The 17,973-nt window shown below is 73.5% G+C and carries 7 protein-coding genes; all 7 read left to right on the top strand.

From position 1 onward, the window contains the following. Positions 1 to 96 precede the first annotated feature (96 nt). The 7 genes from ACTWPT_RS07160 to ACTWPT_RS07130 are packed head-to-tail and all read left to right on the top strand — an operon-like array spanning position 97 to position 17,935. Positions 97 to 4,077 carry a non-ribosomal peptide synthetase gene (locus tag ACTWPT_RS07160; RefSeq protein ID WP_443176442.1) on the top strand — a complete coding sequence of 1,327 codons (3,981 nt, stop codon included), beginning with the start codon at positions 97 to 99 and terminating at the stop codon, positions 4,075 to 4,077. Continuing rightward, positions 4,074 to 10,637 (top strand): SDR family NAD(P)-dependent oxidoreductase, encoded by a 6,564-nt coding sequence (locus ACTWPT_RS07155; protein WP_443176441.1) that lies wholly within the window; start codon positions 4,074 to 4,076, stop codon positions 10,635 to 10,637. The genes ACTWPT_RS07160 and ACTWPT_RS07155 overlap by 4 nt, the downstream gene beginning before the upstream one ends. A gap of 11 nt (positions 10,638 to 10,648) precedes the next feature. Next, positions 10,649 to 12,184: an ABC transporter substrate-binding protein gene (locus ACTWPT_RS07150; RefSeq protein WP_443176440.1), complete on the top strand. Its 1,536-nt coding sequence runs from the start codon at positions 10,649 to 10,651 to the stop codon at positions 12,182 to 12,184. Position 12,185: 1 nt separating this feature from the next. Further along, entirely contained in the window at positions 12,186 to 13,133 is a 948-nt protein-coding gene (locus ACTWPT_RS07145; protein WP_443176439.1) for an ABC transporter permease, read from the top strand. Further along, the gene (locus tag ACTWPT_RS07140; protein WP_443176438.1) at positions 13,130 to 14,011 is read left to right on the top strand and encodes an ABC transporter permease subunit; all 882 of its coding nucleotides are present in this window, start codon (positions 13,130 to 13,132) and stop codon (positions 14,009 to 14,011) included. Before ACTWPT_RS07145 ends, ACTWPT_RS07140 begins: the two co-directional genes overlap by 4 nt. Then, complete coding sequence (locus ACTWPT_RS07135; RefSeq protein WP_443176437.1) at positions 14,008 to 15,462, top strand: ABC transporter ATP-binding protein; 1,455 nt, start codon at positions 14,008 to 14,010, stop codon at positions 15,460 to 15,462. The genes ACTWPT_RS07140 and ACTWPT_RS07135 overlap by 4 nt, the downstream gene beginning before the upstream one ends. Then, positions 15,449 to 17,935: a methyltransferase gene (locus ACTWPT_RS07130; RefSeq protein ID WP_443176436.1), complete on the top strand. Its 2,487-nt coding sequence runs from the start codon at positions 15,449 to 15,451 to the stop codon at positions 17,933 to 17,935. The genes ACTWPT_RS07135 and ACTWPT_RS07130 overlap by 14 nt, the downstream gene beginning before the upstream one ends. Positions 17,936 to 17,973 lie beyond the last annotated feature (38 nt).

The raw sequence follows: 17,973 nt of genomic DNA, 5'->3' as shown, positions 1-17,973 counted from the left end.
CAACGGTAATCATTTTCAAGATCTAGACAAAGCCGCGAAAATGTGTAGGAATGAAAACCGTTTCCATTGTGTCGCCTCCGTGGAAGGGGTTCTCCCTTGGGTTCCGCCACCGTCGAAGAAGTGCTCGCCTGCCTGGCCGACGTGCTGGAACTCCGGCCCTCGGACCTGGACCCCGACGTCCCGCTCACCGCTCTGGGACTGGAGTCCTTCACCGCTGTACGCCTGCGGCGCCGCCTGCTGGAGGAGTCCGGCCTCGACCTCCCGCTGACCGCCTTCCTCGGAAACGCGACCGCGCGCACGGTCGCCACCGGGACCGTGGCGGACAACGCCGCGGACGCGGGGGAGTCCTTCCCGCTGACGCCCATTCAGGCCGCCTACCTGGTCGGCCGGGACCCGGCGTTCCCGCTGGGCGGGGTGGCCACGTACTACTACTTCGAGTACGACCGCAGGCCGCAGGACGCCCCCGAGGCCGACCTCGACCGGTTGGAGACCGCCTGGAACCGGCTCGTGCGACGGCACCCGATGCTGCGCATGGTCGTGGACTCCGACGCCCGGCAGCGCGTGCTCGACCAGGTGCCTGACTACACCATCGCCCGTACCGACCTGCGTGGCGAGAACCCGGAACGGGTCGAGCAGACGCTGGACGCATTGCGTGCGAGGTGCTCGCACCAGGTGCTCCCCGCCGACCGGTGGCCGCTGTTCGACCTGTGTGCGGCGTTGCTGCCGGACGGCCGTACCCGGTTGTTCATCGGCGTGGACGTGCTGGCCCTGGATCTCATGAGCTGGATGCGGCTGATGCGGGAGTGGGGCCGGTTCGTGGCCGACCCCGGCCTGGAGCTCCCCGCGCCGCCGCTCGGCTTCGCCGATCTCGTACGGCGCCGTCTGGATGACCCCGCCGAGCGACGGCGGCGCGAGATGGACGCCGCCTACTGGGCCCGCCGCGCGCCCGGCCTGCCGGACGGGCCGGCGCTGCCCTGGACCCGTGGCCCGGCCGACTTCAATGCGCACCGCATCACCCGGCATGCCGCCGAGCTGTCCGCCGAGGACTGGGCACAACTGCGCAAGCAGGGCGCGGCGCACGGGCTCAGCCCCACCGGCCTACTGCTGGCCGCCTTCGGCCTGGTGCTGCAGCGCTGGGGCGCCCGCGAACCCTTCTGCCTCAACACCACCCTGTTCGACCGCGACGACCTCGCCCTCGGCGACGACACCCCGGGTTTGGACAGCATCGTCGGCGACTTCACCAGCACCGTCCTCGTGGAGATCCCCACGGCGGACCCCGGACGCTGGTACGGCTTCGCCGGGTACGCCGCGACGGTCAACCGGCAGTTCTGGACCGACCTCGAGCACCGGGCCGTCTCGGGCATGGAGGCGCTGCGTACCGCGATCGAGGCGGGAGAGCGGCCCCGGGTGACCGACCCGGCCACCGGGCTGCCGGTGCCCACGCACACCGTGGTCTTCACCAGCGGCGTCGGGCTGGCGGGGCAGGGCGAAGCGCCCGCCGCCTGGCTCGGCACCGAAGTCTTCGGCGTCTCGCAGACGCCTCAGGTGATGCTGGACCACATCGTCTGGGACGAGGACGGCAGGCTCCGCATCGCGTGGGACGCCGTGGATGGGGCGCTGCCGGCCGGGTTCGTCGACGGGATGCTGGCCGCGCACGTCCGCCTGCTGCGGCGGCTGGCCACAGAGCCCGAGCTGTGGACGAATCCCGCGCTTGGCTGGGACCCGTCGTTTCTCGGTGACGAGGACGTGCCGGGCGGGGTGTTCGACGGAGCCGGTCCGCTCCTGGACGATCCGCTGCGCGCCGCCGCCGAACGGGACCGATCCGCGCCCGCCCTGCTCGATCTGGCTCGCGAGGTGACCGCGGAGGAGCTGGCCGGGCAGGCCGCGCGTACAGGACGTGCGCTGGCGGCGCTCGGTGTCGGGTCCGGGGATTTGGTGGCGGTGGCGGCGGACAAGGGCATCCGGCAGGTCACCGCACTGCTCGGGGTGCTGGCCAGTGGGGCGGGGTACGTGCCCGTCGAGCCGTCATGGCCGGCGAGCAGGGTGGCCGCGTTGTGCGAGCAGGCGTCGATCGGGCTGGCGCTGCTGGCGCCCGAGTCCGACGCCACGGTGTGGCCGGACCAGGTCACCGTCCACCGGCTGGACGACGACGGCGTTCTCCACGTTCCCGACGAGGCCGAGCCGCGGCGGCCGGAGCCGGATGACCTCGCCTACGTGATCTTCACCTCGGGCTCGACCGGGCGGCCCAAGGGCGTGGCCATCGAGCACCGGGCGGCCCGCACCACCCTGGATGACCTCGCGGAACGTTTCCCCCTCCGCGCCGACGACCGGGTGCTCGCCCTGTCGGCGTTCAGCTTCGACCTGTCGGTCTACGACATCTTCTCGATCCTCGGCTCCGGCGGCGCCGTGGTGCTGCCCGAGGCCCGCCGCCAGCGCGACCCCGGGCACTGGCTGGAACTGATGGCCCGCCGTCGCGTCACCGTGTGGAACACCGCTCCCGCGCTGCTGGAGATGCTGGTGGAGTACGCCGAGCTGGAGCCGGAGGCGGTTCGCGAGGCGATGTCCACGCTGCGGCTGGTGTTCCTGTCGGCCGACTGGATCCCGGTGACCCTGCCCGGCCGGCTGCGGGCGCTGGCCCCACACGCCGAGGTGGTGAGCCTGGGCGGGGCGACCGAGGCGTCCATCTGGTCGATCTGTTACCCCATCGGCGAGGTCGACCCGTCCTGGCCGAGCATCCCGTATGGCAGGGCGCTACGCGGCCAGTCCTTCCACATCCTCGACGAGCACGGCCGGCCCTGCCCGGTCGGCGAGCCCGGCGAGCTGCACATCGGTGGGGACGGGCTGGCCCGCGGCTACGTAGGTGACCCCGGGCAGACGGCCGAGCGTTTCATCACCCACCCGATCCTCCGCCGCCGCCTCTACCGCACCGGCGACCTCGGACGCTGGCGGTACGACGGGACGATCGAGTTCCTCGGACGGCTGGACCGGCAGGTCAAGATCCGCGGCCACCGGATCGAGCTCGGCGAGATCGAGGCCACGCTGGACAGGCTCCCCGCCGTGCGGCAGGCGGTGGCCCGTGCGGTGCCCGGGCCTGACGATCGGCCTCGGCTGGTCTGCTACGTGGTGCCCGCCGATCCTGCCGCTCCGCCGTCGGACGACGAGCTGATCGAGACCTTGCGGGCGAACCTGCCCGGGTTCATGGTGCCCAACCGTTTCCTCACCATGGACGCGCTGCCGATCACGGACAACGGCAAGATCGACTACAAGGCGCTCATCAATCCGTACCAGCGATCCGAGGCCCCGGCGCGAGATGCGGCTCCGAGCGCTGCCGGCTCACCCGAGGCGCAGCCCGCGCCTTGGCCCGCCACCGAGGAGAACGCGCAGCGGGCGGCGGTGACCTCGCCACGGGCCCAGGCGCTCACCGCGACGGTGACGCGCGGGCTGCGTCTAAGCCTCACCGTTTCGCCCGACGGGGTGATGGAGCTTGTCGTGGAGGGCGGTGCCGGCGGCAACGGGCATCCCACGCCTGACGCTGCCGGCTCCCCGCGGCCTGCCACATTCACCGCCTCGCCGCAGCTCACCACGTCCACCGCCGAGCCGTCCGCCCTGCGGCAACCCGCCACGTCGACCGCCGAGCCGTCCGCCCTGCCGCCACCCGCCACGTCCACCGCCGCCCCCCATCAAGAGCCGCCACCCTCGCCTGCCTCTTCCACGTCGGCCGGAGGGCCGGATCCGCAGGTGGAGCGGGCCGTGGCCAGGGTTTTCAGCGAGCTGCTCAAGACACCGGTCGACGTCACCACGCCCTTCTTCCGGCTGGGAGCGTCGTCCTTGACCGTCGTGCTCGCCCACCGTGCGCTGAGAGCCGAGCTGGACGAAGGGCTGACCGTGGTGGACATGTTCGCCCGGCCCACGGTCCGGGAGCTGGCCACCTTCATCACCGCCCGCAGAGAGGCGTCCAGCACCACCATCGCGTCACCTCAGGACAGTCCGCCACCGGCAGCCGAGCCAGAATCCGCCTCCGCGCGGGCCGCCGCTCGCCGGGCGGCCCGGGCGCGTGCCGCGGAGCTCGCCGGATGAACGCCATCCAGAATCCGATCGCCGTCGTCGGCCTGGCCTGCCGCTTTCCCGGGGCGCCGGACGCCGAAGCGTACTGGGAGCTGCTGCGGGACGGCCGCGAAGGGCTGACCAGGTTCACCGACGACGAGCTGGCCGCCCGCGGCGTGCCGGGGAGGCTGCGGGCGCATCCTGGGTTCGTCCCGGTCGGCGGGCTCATCGAGGGCCAGGCGGACTTCGACCCCGAGCCGTTCGGGTTCAGTGACGCTGAGGCGGCCCTGCTCGACCCCCAGCAACGTCTGTTTCTCGAATGCGCCTGGCACGCGTTGGAACACGCAGGTCATGGCGGCGGGCGCGGGGCCGGCGCGGTCGGGGTCTTCGCCGGGGCCATGCAGAGCGCATATCTGGCCGGCAACCTCGCGGGCCGGTGGGACCCGACCGGCGCGGGGCGGGACCCGCTCGGCAGCCTGCAGACCGCGATCTCGACCCAGTCCGACTACCTGCCGCTGCAGACGGCCTACCGGCTCAACCTCACGGGACCGGCGCTCGCGGTGGCGACCAGCTGCTCGACCTCGCTGGTCGCGGTGCACCTTGCCGCGCAGTCGCTGCTGTCCGGCGAATGCGACACTGCGCTCGCAGGTGGGGTGTCGCTGATCGTGCCCCAGGGCCAGGGGTACGTGCACGTCGCCGGCGGCGTGTACGCGACGGACGGGACGATCAGGCCGTTCAGCGCGGACGGCACCGGCATCGTCTACACCCAGGGGGTTGGCGTGGTGGTGCTGCGCCGCCTGGACGATGCCCTGGCCGACGGCGACCCCGTGCTCGCCGTTCTGCACGGCTCGGCAGTGAACAACGACGGGGCCGACAAGGCCGGGTTCACCGCGCCGTCCCTGCGCGGTCAGACCCGCGCGGTGGCCGAGGCTCTCACGGTCGCCGGCGCCTCGCCGCATGAGATCGGGCTCATCGAAGCGCACGGCACCGCCACCGCGCTGGGGGATCCCATCGAGGTGGCCGCGTTGCGACGGGTGTTCGGGGATTCCGGCCCGGCATGGTGCGGGCTCGGCTCGGTGAAGGGCAATATCGGCCACGCGAACTCGGCCGCGGGCATCGCCTCGTTCATCAAGGCCGTCCTGGCCATGCACCACCGGGTGCTGCCCGCGTCGCTGCACGCCCACCCGCTCAACCCGCTGCTCGCGCTGGAGGAGTCGCCGTTCGAAGTGATCGCCGAGACCCGGGATTGGGACACCCCTTCGCTGGCCGGAGTCAGCTCGTTCGGCATCGGTGGCACCAATTGTCACGCCGTCCTGGGGCCGGCCCCGCACCGAACGCCCGTCCCCGCCGACCCGCGGCCCCAGCTGCTGGCCGTCTCGGCCTCCACCGCTGAGGCGGCGGCCGCCACCGCTCGTGCCCTGGCGTCCCGAGCCGAGCCCGACGAGGCCGATCTGGCCCACACACTGGCGGTGGGACGTTCCGAGCTGGCCTACCGGGTGGCGGGCGTGGGCAGGGCCGGGCTGGCCGCGGCGGCGCCGGTCGAGGCGGCCGGTCCCGCTCCGCGCCTGGTGTTCGTCTTCCCCGGCGCGGGCAGCGCCTATCCGGGGATGGGCGGCGGGCTCTACCGCGACGAGCCGGTCTTCGCCCAGGCCGTCGATGAGTGCGCGGAGCTGCTGCGCCCGCTGCTGGGCGCCGACGTCCGCGACGCCATGGATCCGGGGATCACCGAGACGCGCGTCCGCGACGCCGGCTTCGGGTTGCCGGCGATCTTCGCCGTGTCGTACGGGGTGGCCCGGCTGCTGGCGTCGTGGGGCATCCGGCCCGACGCCGTCGTCGGGCACAGCCTGGGCGAGTGCACAGCCGCGGCGGTGAGCGGCGCTCTGCCCCTTCCCGAGGCCGCCAAGCTGGTCGCCGCCCGGTGCGCCGCCGCCGCCAGAGCCGCCGGCGGCGGCGCGATGCTCGCCGTGCCACTGGACGAGGACGAGGTACGCGCGCTGCTGTCGCGCCATCCCGATCTCGACGTCGCCGCCGTGAACGCCCCAGCCGCCTGCGTGGTGTCCGGGCCGGCGACGGCCGTCGACCGGCTGGTGGACGAGTTGCGCGAACGTCGCATTCCGGGCACGAAGCTGCGCGTGGACGCCGCCATGCATTCCCGCTCGATGGAACCGGAGCTGCCCGGCCTGGGCGTGGCATTGGCCGGGTTGACCGGCGGTGCCCCCGTCGTGCCCGTGTTCAGCACCGTCACCGGCGCCTCGATCGGCGGCGAGCTCGCGCGCGCCGGTCACTGGACGCGGCAGCTGCGCGAGCCGGTGCGGTTCGCGGAGGCGCTGCGCGCGGCGGTCGATTCCGATGACGGCACCCTCATCGTGGAGGTCGGCCCGGGAGCCGCCCTGTCCGCGCTCGCCCGCAGGAACGCCCTGCCCGGCCTGCGGTCGGTCCTGACCACACTGACGCCGGACCAGCCGGAGTCCGCCAGCCTGCGGCAGGCGGCGGGAACGCTGTGGTCCCACGGCCTCCCCGTGGATCTGGCCAGGCTGCCGGGGCCGGGAAGGCGGCGGGTGCATGCGCCCGGGTACGCCTTCCAGCGCCGCCGTCTGTGGATCGACCCTCCGGCCTCGGATGCGTCCGTGGGATATTCCGAGGTCGATGCGGAGGAGCCGCTGCAGGTCCCCGTCTGGAGCCAGGTCCTCCCCACCGAGGCGGCCCCGGTTCCGGCCGGCCGCTGGGCGGTGATCGGGACCGGCGCACTGGCGGACGAGCTGCGTACCCATCTGGGAGCGGCCGACCTCACGGCGTCCGGCGAGCCCTTGGCGGGGCTGGTCGTCACGGCCGCGGGGAATGGCGCTGCCGGGCCGGACGCCGGGTCGCACGAGGGCTCTGTGGACGGTACCGATGCCGTCTCCGCCGCCGTGCTCGCGTTCGGTGAGGTCGCGGCCGTGGCGGGCGGGCAGGTGGAGCAGCCGGTCCTGCTGCTGGTGACGCGGCATGGCGAGCAGGTGGGCGGCGATCCGCCGCCTGACCCGGCTCAGGCGGCCATCCGCGTGCTCCCGCGGGTGCTGGGACAGGAGCAGCCCGGGTTGCGGTGGGCCACGCTCGACCTTGGGTCACCCGCCCGCCCCGCCGCCGAGGCTCGAGCCGTGCTGCGCGAGCTCGGCACGCTGGTGAACGGTGAGGAGGCGGGCACGGAATCCGCCCTTCGGGGGGCGACCAGATGGCGCCGCCGCCTGGCACCCTGGCACCCGTCCGACACCGGGGCGGGCGGCGGGACCGACGCCGCGTCTCCCCATGCGATAGCGGTGGGTTCGTCGCCCGGCACGGTGCTGATCACCGGTGGACTGGGGGCGGTGGGGCAGTTGTTCGCACGGCACTTGGCCGGGCGCGGGCATCGTGTAGTCGTCACATCGCGTTCGGCGGCCCGCCGCGAGACCTATCTCGCGGCGGCCGGTGTGGGTGTGCAGGTATGCGACGCCACCGATCCCGCCGCGACCTCGGCCCTGATCGAGGAGCTCTCCGCCGACGGGCCGATCGAGCTCGTCGTGCATGCGGCAGGCGTGGTCGCGGGAGCGCGGCTGGACCCGCTGCGGTCGCTGGAGCCCGGACAGGCCGCCGAGCACGTGCGGGCCAAGGCCGGGGGAGTGATCGTGCTCAGGGACGCGATCGCCGCGCTACCCGAGGAGCGACGCCCACGGACGGTCCTCCTCATGTCCTCGGTCACCACGCTGGTCGGCGGCGTTGGCATGGGCCCCTATGCGGCGGCCAACGCCGCGATGGACGCGCTCGGCCTCGCGGCGCCCGGCCCGACCCAGTGGGTCAGCGCGGTCTGGGACGGATGGCGGGTGGCCGAGGACGGCGCCGAGGCCACCGTCGTCCTGGCCGACCCGCTCGACGCGGCCACCGGCACCAGGGCGCTTGACCGGCTGCTGGCCGCCCGGGAGACGGGCGCGTTGCCCCCGATCGTGTCGGTCGCCGCGACCGATCTCAACCCGCGCATCGCCGAGGCAGGGAAGCCCAAGCAGGCCGTGACCGGCGGCGACGTCGCGCTGCTGTCCCCGGCCGAGCGGGCGGTGGCCGAGTTGTGGTCGGAGCTGTTCGGCGTCCCGGTGACCGATCCCGATGCCGACTTCTTCGTGCTCGGCGGCCACTCCCTGCTGGGCGTGCGGATGCTGGCCGCGCTGGGCGAACGGTTCGGGGTCCAGCTCGGCATGCGGGATCTGCTGGCTTCTCCCACGGTGGCGGGCATCGCCAAGCTGATCGAGTCGGCGCGTTCACGGTCGTACCCGATCGCGAAGATCACGCCCGATGAGGACGCCGTCGACGTCGACGGCACCTTCGCGATGACTCGGGTCCAGCACGCCTACTGGATCGGGCGGGACGGCGGTTACCGGTGGGGTGACCTGCCCTGCCACTTCTTCCTCGAGTACGACTGCCACGGCCTGGACCTCGATCGCTTCGAGGAGGCGTGGAACCAGGTCGTGGCCCGGCATCCCATGCTCCGCGCCGTGGCCACGCCCGAGGGACGGCTCCGCGTGCTGGAGGACCTGCCGCGGTACCGGATCAGGGCACACGACCTTACCTCGACGACAGAGGAACGCAGGGTGGAGCGGCTGGCCGTCCTGCGGGAACGGTTGTCCACCAGGCCCGGCCCGCCCGACCGCTGGCCGCTGGCGCAGATCCAGGCGGCCCGGCTCCCTGGAGACGTGATCAGGCTGTTCATCGGGGTCGACGTGCTCATCTGCGACGCCGCCAGCTGGTGGATCATCGAGTCCGAGTTGCACACGCTCTACAAAGCCCCCGGCGCCCCGCTGCCGTCGCTGGACCTGCATCCGGGGAGCTGCGCGGCCGCCCTGGAACGGCGGCGTGACGACCGCGCCGCGCGCTACTGGCGCGAGCGGCTCGCCACGCTCCCCGGCCCGCCTCGCCTGCCGGTCCACGACCCCGATGGGGCACCTCCCAGGTTCGTACGGCGCGCCGCACGGCTGGGCCGCGAGGAGTGGGCCGGGCTCCGGGAGGCCGCCACCCGGCACCGGGTCACGCCGGCGGCGGTGCTGCTGACCGTCTACGCCGACGTACTGGCCCGCTGGGCGGGGTCGGCCGGGTTCTGCGTGACGCTGACCCTCTTCGACCGCCCGGCCATTCACCCGCACGTCAACCGCGTCGTCGGCGACTTCACCTCCCTGCTGCTGCACGAGGTCCCCGCCGAGCCCGCCGCCACCTTCGCCGACCGGGCCGCCGCCACCCAGGCCCGGATGTTCGACGACCTCGACCACCGCGGCTTCTCCGCGCTGGACGTGCTCGCCGAGCAGGCCGCCGGCACGGGAAGGATACGGCCGGTGCCCGTGGTGTTCACCAGCGCGCTCGGCATCACCGACATGGTCGAAGGCGGCGGCCATCTGGAGTGGGCCGGCGAGCAGGTGTACGCGGTCTCGCAGACCCCGCAGACCTGGCTTGACCACCAGGTACTCGAACACGACGGCGAGTTGCGGCTGCAGTGGGACGCGCTGGACGGCATCCTGCCCGGCGACCAGCTGGAGGCGGCGATCGCCGAGCACGTGGCACGGGTTCGTGAGCTGGCCGGGTCGTTCGACGCCTGGATCCGGCCCGAGACATGGGACGCCGTCCCGGCACGCTCCGGCGACGCCGCGCCGACGTCAGGCGATGCCGCACCATCCGCACGCCGAGAGTCGTCTCCGCGAGCGGTGGTCCAGGCCGGTCCGGTGCGGGACATCGTGCTGCCGCTGCGTGCCGAGCCGGGGGGAACGGCCCGACCCACGCTCTACCTCGCCCATCCTTCCGGCGGTGACGTGCTCTGCTACGCCGAGCTGTCCCGGTTGCTGGATCCCCGCGTTGACGTCGTGGCCCTGGCCGACCCCGAGCTCGCGGGCGCGTCCGGACCCGGACCTGAGACCGTCGAGGGCATCGCCGAGCAGTATGTGAGGGCGATCGACGCCTCCGGCGGCCCAGGAGCGGGCCCCTGGCTGCTGGGCGGCTGGTCGATGGGTGGCACCGTCGCCCAGGAGATGGCCGGACGACTCCGCGAGGCCGGTCGGCACGCCGCGCTGCTGGTGCTGCTCGACTCCAACGATCCCGCGCTGATCCGCGAGGTTCCCGGCCGCGACGCCGCCGAGATCGCATGGGAGGTGACGGTACGGCACCTGCACGCCTTGGAGGCGTACCTCGGCATCGACCTGACCATCGGTGACGTACCCGAAGAAAGGCGCATGACCGCGGTCGCCGACCGGTTGCGCGCGCACCGGCTGCTGGGCCGCGGCGAGGACCTGGCGGGGCGGCTGGCCGTCTTCGCCAGGCACCTGCGGGCACTGGCCGACCACACCCCGCGGCGCCTCGCCGACCCGGACACGGCCACGCTGCTGATCCGCGCAGACCGGCCGTCGCCCCGCAACTCCGGCATAGGGATGGGCGTCGACGACACCCCGCCGGGCCGCCCCGACCTCGGCTGGGGACGCTACCTGGCCGGGCCCGTCGAGGCCACCGGAGTGGACGCCCACCACTACGGCCTGCTGCACCCTCCAGTGCTGCCGGCCGTGGCCCGGCTGATCAACGCCGCGCTCGACAGGGCGCTGGCGCGACTTTGAGAAAGGCTGCCATGCATTCCCAGCTCCGTCGCCGGTCAGCGGCGGTCGTCACCGCGGTCGCCCTCCTGGCGGGCTGCTCCGCCACGGCACCGGCCGTCACCAGCTCACCACCGGCCGCCACCAGCACGGGCACCGTACGCTACGCCGCGCCCGGATCTCCCTCCAACGCCGTCACCGACCCGCACGGCCTGCTGCCCGGCGAGAGCGATGTGGTCAGGATGGCCCTGACCTACGACGTTCTCACCCTTCCCGGCGCCGACGGCTCGACCCAGCCGCGCCTGGCGACCGCGTGGCGGCCCGACGCCACCCTGACCAAGTGGCGGATCACCATTCGTGGCGACGCCAAGTTCTCCGACGGCCGTCAGGTCAAGGCTGCCGACGCGCTGTTCTCGTTGCGCCGGATGGGCAAGAAGGCGGCGGAGAACTTCGGCCGCATGGCCATGTTCGACCTCGACGCCTCCAGGGTGATCGACGACACCACCTTCGAGCTGGTGACCGCGAAGCCCTATGCCGAGGTGGGCAAGGCGCTGGAGGGCGCGAGCTTCGTCGTGCCGGAGGGCAGCGACGACTTCGCCAAGCCGGTCCCTGGCTCGGGGCCGTTCCGCCCGACGAGCAAGGGTGGGGCACAAGCAGTGGTGTTCGAGCGCAACGACGACTGGTGGGGCCCCGAACCGCCGGCAAAGGTCATTGAGGTGCGCGCCGTGCCCGATCCGCAGGCGCGCGCCCAGGCACTGCTGTCCGGGCAGGTCGACCTCGCCGGGGGAGTGCCGGCCACGCTGGCGAAGCAGCAGGAGGGCAACAGCGCGGTACGCCTGCTCCGCCGGCCGGGCGCCACCCTGTACCCGCTGGTCATGCGGATGGACACCGAGCCCTTCGACGACCGCCGGGTACGCGAGGCCGTACAGCTGGCCCTGGACCGCAAGCAGCTCCTCGACACCGTCTTCCTCGGATACGGAGAGGTCGGCAACGACCTCATCACCCCCAAGGACGCGACCAGCCCGGCGAACCTGCCGCAGCGCACCCGCGACCTCGCCCGCGCCAAGAAGCTGATGTCCGACGCCGGCCTCGCCGACGGTGTCGACCTCACGCTGCACACCACCACCGCCTACCCGGGCATGGACAGCGCCGCCACGCTGATCTCCCAGCACCTCGCCGAGATCGGAATGCGGGTGAAGGTGTCCATGGAGCCGCCGGACACCTACTTCTCCGCGGTCTACGCGCGCAAGCCCTTCTACCTCAGCTACCTGGGCGGCATCCCCTTCCTCGACGTGGTCAGGGTGACCCTCACGCCCGGTTCTCCCACCAACGAGACGGCGTGGAAGGACCCGTCGTGGTCCACGGACCTCGACAAGGCCCTGGCCGAGCCGGACGACGCCGAGCGCCGCACCCTCCTCGGGAACCTCCAGGCACGGCTCCGCGACCAGGGCGGCTACGCGATCTGGGCGCTCAGCGACCGCCTAGACCTGGCCAAGGCTGGGCTGAGCGGCGTGCCCGAGAGGATCGGCTTCGCCTCGGCCTTCATCGACCAGGTGAGTCTGGACGGCTGACATGCGCCAGGTGCTGCGACCGGCCAGGGCGCTGCTCAGGAGCGTGCTGCTGCTGGCCGCAGCCTCCGCCGTGATCTTCCTGTGCACGGCGGCGCTGCCCGGGGACGCGGCGGACGTCCTCGGCGGCGGCCGCGCCACTCCCGAGGAACTCGCCCGGCTGCGGGCGGAGCAGGGGCTGGACCGTCCTCTGCACGTCCGCTACCTGGACTGGCTGTCGGGGGCGCTGACGGGCCAACCGGGGCGCTCGCTCATCACCGGGCGGCCGGTCGCCGAGCTGATCGCCGACCGGGCCACCGTGACGCTCGCTCTGGCGGGGGCTGCGCTGGCGGCGAGCGTCCCCCTCACGGCGGCCCTCGCCTGGGCCGCCGTACACGGGCACCGGCGACTGCGCCCCGCAGTGAACGCACTGATCGTGGCGGGCGCGGCACTTCCGCAGGCCGTCGTGGCCGCTGCGCTGGTCGCCTGGCTGTCGACGGCCTGGGGGCTGTTCCCGCCGGTCTCGATGCTGCCCGGCGGAGAGCCTCCCTGGAGCCGGCCCGATCTGCTGGCGCTTCCCGTGCTCACACTCGCGCTGCCGACCTCCGCCTACGGCGCCGCGCTGCTCCACGGGGCGATCGCGGACGTGATGGCCCAGCCCTACATACGCGACGCCGAACTGCGCGGCTTGTCACCGGCCACGATCGGGTTCCGGTACGTGCTGCCGATGATCGCGGCGCCCGCCACCCGCCTGCTCGCGGTGATTCTCGGCGGGCTGGTTGCGGGCACCGCCGTGGCGGAGACCTTGTTCGGCCTGACCGGGCTGGGGGAGTTGCTGGTCACGGCCATCTCGACGAGGGACGTGCCGGTCGTGCAGAGCATCGCACTGCTCGCCGCGGCCGTCGTGGTGGCCGGTCTGCTCGCCGCCGATGTCGCTGTACCTCGCCGACGCCGTGAGGCAGCGCGCCCATGAAGCATGCGAACGGCTCGGGGTGTGAGGCGGACCGGCTGATACCGAAGGGCCGTGCCGCGCAAGGCGATGTGGCCGCGCGCGACCCGCTGGCCAAGCGACGTGTGTTCGTCTTGGGGGTCGTGGCCGGGGCCGCGCTCCTGGTGGCGCTCGGCGGTGAGGCTGTGGCCGGACACGATCCGGCCGAGATCGTCGCGTCCCCCTGGTCCGGGCCTGCGCCCGGACTGCCCCTTGGCGCCGACGGGCTGGGCCGCGACGTGCTCGCCAGGGTCCTGGCCGGTGGCCGGGACCTGACCGTGACCTCATTGGCCGCCGCCCTGACGGCTTCGGCTTTCGGGGTGGCGGGCGGACTCTGGGTGGGATGGAGCCGCGGGCGGCTCGGGCGCGCCGTCGCCGGAGCCGCCGACCTGCTGCTGGCCCTGCCCTTGCTGCTGCTCGCGCTGCTCGCGGTGGTGGCGTTGCCGGGTCCCGCGGCAGTGGTCGCCGGCACCGTGCTCGGCGGCACGCCGCTCACCCTGCGCGTGGTCGCCGACGCCACGGCCGCGGCCAGACACGCGGGATACGTCGAGGCGGCGCTGTCCCGCGGGGAGCCCGGTGGTGCCGTACTGCTGCGCGAGGTCCTCCCCGCGCACGCCGGGCTCGTCGGCGCGGACCTCGGCCAACGGCTGGTGCTGGCTGTGCAGCTCGCCGCCGCGCTCAACGTCCTCGGCTTCGGACCGGCGCCGCCCGCGCCGGACTGGGCCTCCATGCTCCGCGAGAACCTCCAGGGCATGGGACTCAACCCCTCGGCGACGATCGCGCCCGCCATGGCCCTGGCGGTCCTGGCCGGCAGCGTGGCGGCACTCTCGCACGCCCTCGCCACCCGGGACGGCCTCTCGTGAGCCGGCACGGGCTGGCCGTCCACGGGCTCACCGTTGCCGACAGGGCGGGGACGGTGATCGTCGACCGGCTTAACCTGCGGATCGCCCCCGGAGAAGTGCTTGCCCTGGTGGGCCTGTCCGGGGCCGGCAAGACAACCGTGCTACGGGCCGTGCTGGGGGCGCTGCCTTTCGGCCTGACGCTCACTGCCGGCCGGATCGAGTGGCACGGCGCTCCCGTACGGGCACCGCGCCGCTGGCGGCGGCGCACCGTCGGCTTCCTCGGCCAGGACCCGGCTTCCGCGCTGCATCCCCTGCTGGACGCGCGGACCGCAGTGCGCGAGGCGCTGCCCAGATCCGCGCGCGACGGCGGCGCGGCGGAACGGGCGCTCGCCGGGGTCGGCCTGGACCCCGCCGACATCGGCCGTCGCCGTCCGCACCAGCTCTCGGGCGGGCAGGCGCAGCGCGTGGCGCTCGCCCGCGCTCTGGCGGCCGACCCCGAGCTCCTCGTGCTGGACGAACCCACCAGCGCGCTGGACCCCGCCGCGCTCGCACTCGCCATGAAACGGGTACGGCGGCGTCGCGGCGACGGCCGTTCGGTGACGCTCATCGTCTCGCACGACATGGGCCTGATCAGCGAACTGGCCGACCACGTCGTACGGCTCGACCCGGGGCAAGGCCGCGAGACGAACGACGCCGCACCCCGGATGCCGGTCCGTCCGGAGGCAGCCGGGAAGCCGGGACCGGGCGACGGGTCGGTGTTGCAGGTACACGGGGCGACCATCGCGCAGCCGCCCGGTGGGGCACCGCTGCTGTCGGACGTCGACCTCGCGATCTCGGCAGGCGAGGCCGTGGCCGTGCTCGGACCGTCCGGCTCGGGGAAGAGCACGCTGTTGCGCATGCTGGCGGGTCTGCACCCCGCCGAGCACGGACAAGCCACCGTGCTGGGCGAACCACTGCCGTGGCCCGTGACCGAGCGGAGCCCGGCCGCGCTGCGGGCGCTGGCGCTTGTCGGGCAGAACCCCCTCGACGCGCTCAACCCGGCACGCACCATAGGGGCGGCACTCGTCCGGCCCCTGCGTACGCTGCGCGGGCTCCCCCGCAGGGCGGCCCGCGCGGAGGCCCTCCGGCTTCTCGCCACCGTCGGGCTGCCTGCGGAGCTGGCGCACCGCTATCCGGCCGCGCTGTCCGGCGGGCAGCGCCAGCGGGTGGCGCTCGCCAGGGCGCTCGCCGGAGGTCCGGCCGTGCTGCTGGCCGACGAGATCACCGCCGCTCTGGACGCCAGGACCGCCGGCCTGATCCTCGACCTGATCGACACGCTGCGTCGCGACACCGGCCTCGCCGTCCTCGCGGTCACCCACGACCCGGCCGTGGCCGCCCGCGCCGACCGCGTGCTGCGAGTCGAAGGAGGCCGGCTGCACGCCCATCCCTCTTCTCACCACGATGACCGGAGGTCTTCCGTTGACGTCCTATGAACTCCTGCTCACCCACCCGTGGATCGCCCGCGTGGACCGTACCGGCACCGGTGGGCTCGTCGTCACGGCCGACCCCGCTGCGCTGGCGGTGCGGCATGAGCCGGGACGGCCGCCCGTGCTCGGCGACCTGGTGGCCGAGCACCTCGAGCACTGGGGAGAGGTCTACGACTGGACCTACAGCTCCGGCCAGGGAGGCGTACCCCGCCCCGACCTCGACCTGTCCGGCTGGCGCGCCACCGACACCGGCCGGCCGCTGCCGGCCGACCACATGGCCGAGTGGGCCGACCGCACCGCCGAACTGGTCCTGCGCCACGAGCCATCCCGTGTGCTGGAGCTCGGCTGCGGAACCGGCATGCTGCTGCACCGCCTCCACCCGCACCTCAAGGGCTACGTGGGGACCGACATCGCCGAGCACGTTGTGGCCCGCCTGGCCGGGCTCGGCCTGCCCGGCGTCAAGGTCGTGCGCGCCGCCGCCCACGAGACCAACGGCACCACCGTACGTTCCGCCCTGGCCCACCTCGGCGAACCCCCCGACTGCGTGCTGCTCAATTCCGTCACCCAGTGCTTCCCCAGCGTGGACTATCTGGCGGCCGTGCTCCGCGACGCCATCGACCTCGTGGCCCCGGGAGGGACCGTCATCGTCGGTGACGCACGCCACTCAGGGCTGCTCGACGAGCACTGCCGCCTGCTCGAACCGGGATCGGGTGACCGGGCCGCACAGCGTGCCGCCGCCGACACCGAGCTGCTCTTCGACCCCGCGACCCTTGCCGCTGTGGCCTCGAACGCAAGCCGGCGGGTCACCATCAGCCTCTTCGCCAAGACCCTCACGGCCGACACCGAGCTGACCCGTTATCGCTTCGACGCTGTGCTGCACGTCGAACCGCCTGCGAGTCCGCCCGCGGCCGTCCACCTGTGGGACGGCCTCGGGTCCGACCCTTTGGCCGCGCTGGCGGGGCTGGCGCGCCGAGGCGAACCCCTACGGCTGGTCGGCATCCCCAACGGCCTGTTCACGCCCGGCATGTCGGCTCCGACAGGGGCCGGCCTGCGTGCAGCGCTGGAGGGAACGGAAGGCGCGGTGCTCCTCGATCCGGACGACCCCACGCGGCTGCAAGTCGCGGTTCCGGTCGCGGCCGCCGCCATGCCCCCCGATGCGCTGGCGGGAGTGGGCCGGCCGCACGAGCCGCTGGGCGCGTTCGCCCGGGCGCGGCTGGGCGAGGTGGCCCGCCGGGAGCTCAGGCGTGCGGAGCTGCCGGTCCCCGAGGAACTGACGGCGCAGATCCCGAGCGGTCCTGGCCGAGACGCCGTCAGCGTGGCGCGGGACGTGGCGGATGCCGATCGCGCCGGACGCCTCGCCCTCGCGCGCATGATTCCCGCCGCGAAGGAGCGGACGCCGGAACCGGTGCCCGACTCCGCACTCGCGCACCTCCCGCACGCCATCCGGCGCTTCGACGAGATCGCGCTACGGGCGCTGACCAGGCTGGTCGGCGGCGTCGCACCTGCTGGCAGGCCGCGGACTGCCGAGCAGGTCATAGATGAGCTCGGCGTGGCCTCCCGCCACGAATGGATCGTCAGGCGCTGGCTGGAAGTGCTGAGGACCGAAGAGCTCATTCGCCGGGACCCCGGCGGCCGGCTCGAGATCGTGGCCGCCGGCACTCCGGCGGAGGACGACGCGACGGGCCTGGAGCGCGCCTGCGTCGCACTCGGCTACCCCGAGCAGATGGCGATCTTCTTCCGTACCGCCCTGGCCCGCCTCCCTGAGCTGCTCCGCGACGAGATCATGGCGCAGGCGTTGCTGTTCCCCGACGGGGATCTGCTCACCTCGCTCAGCAAGGACCAGAACAACGTCAGCAACACTTACCTGAACGCCGCCATGGGGCATCTCCTGGCGCAGACGGCGGCCACCCGGGCCAGGCCGTTGCGCGTGGTGGAGCTCGGAGCGGGCGCCGGGGGCAGCACCGCCGCCGCGCTGGACGGGCTCGGCGACGCGGACGTGGACTACCTCTTCACCGACGTGTCCAGATTTTTCACGATGGCAGCCGAGGACCGTTTCGGCGACCGGCTCCGCTACGGCCTACTGGACATCAACGCCGACCTCGTGGCCCAGGGAGCCGCGCGGGGCGGTGCGGACCTGGTGATCGCCGCCAACGTGCTGCACTGCGCGCGGCACGCGGGACGGTCCCTGCGCTGGATCCGGGAGTTGCTCGCCCCCGGCGGGCTCGTGGTGGTGACCGAGGCGATCCGCGAGCACTACCTGGTGCTCGCCACCATGCAGTTCCTGCTGTCGCCCAGGGAAGGAGAGCCGGATCTCGGCGCCGACGACCGCCGCGGCGGAACGGGCCGGGTGTTCTTCACCGGCAGGGAGCTCCCGGCCGAGCTGGCGGAGGCAGGCCTGCGTCCAATCCTTGACCTGCCGGGGGCCGACTCGCCGTTGGCCGCGCCCGCCCAGCACCTGATCGTCGCGGCCAGACTCTGACACACCGGTACGGCGGGCGCGCGGGCCCGCCGTACCGG

It is taken from the genome of Nonomuraea sp. 3N208 (assembly GCF_052245935.1).
Classification (GTDB): domain Bacteria; phylum Actinomycetota; class Actinomycetes; order Streptosporangiales; family Streptosporangiaceae; genus Nonomuraea.
Note: the sequence above shows the minus strand (reverse complement) of the source record. Positions and strands in the feature narration are given on the sequence as shown.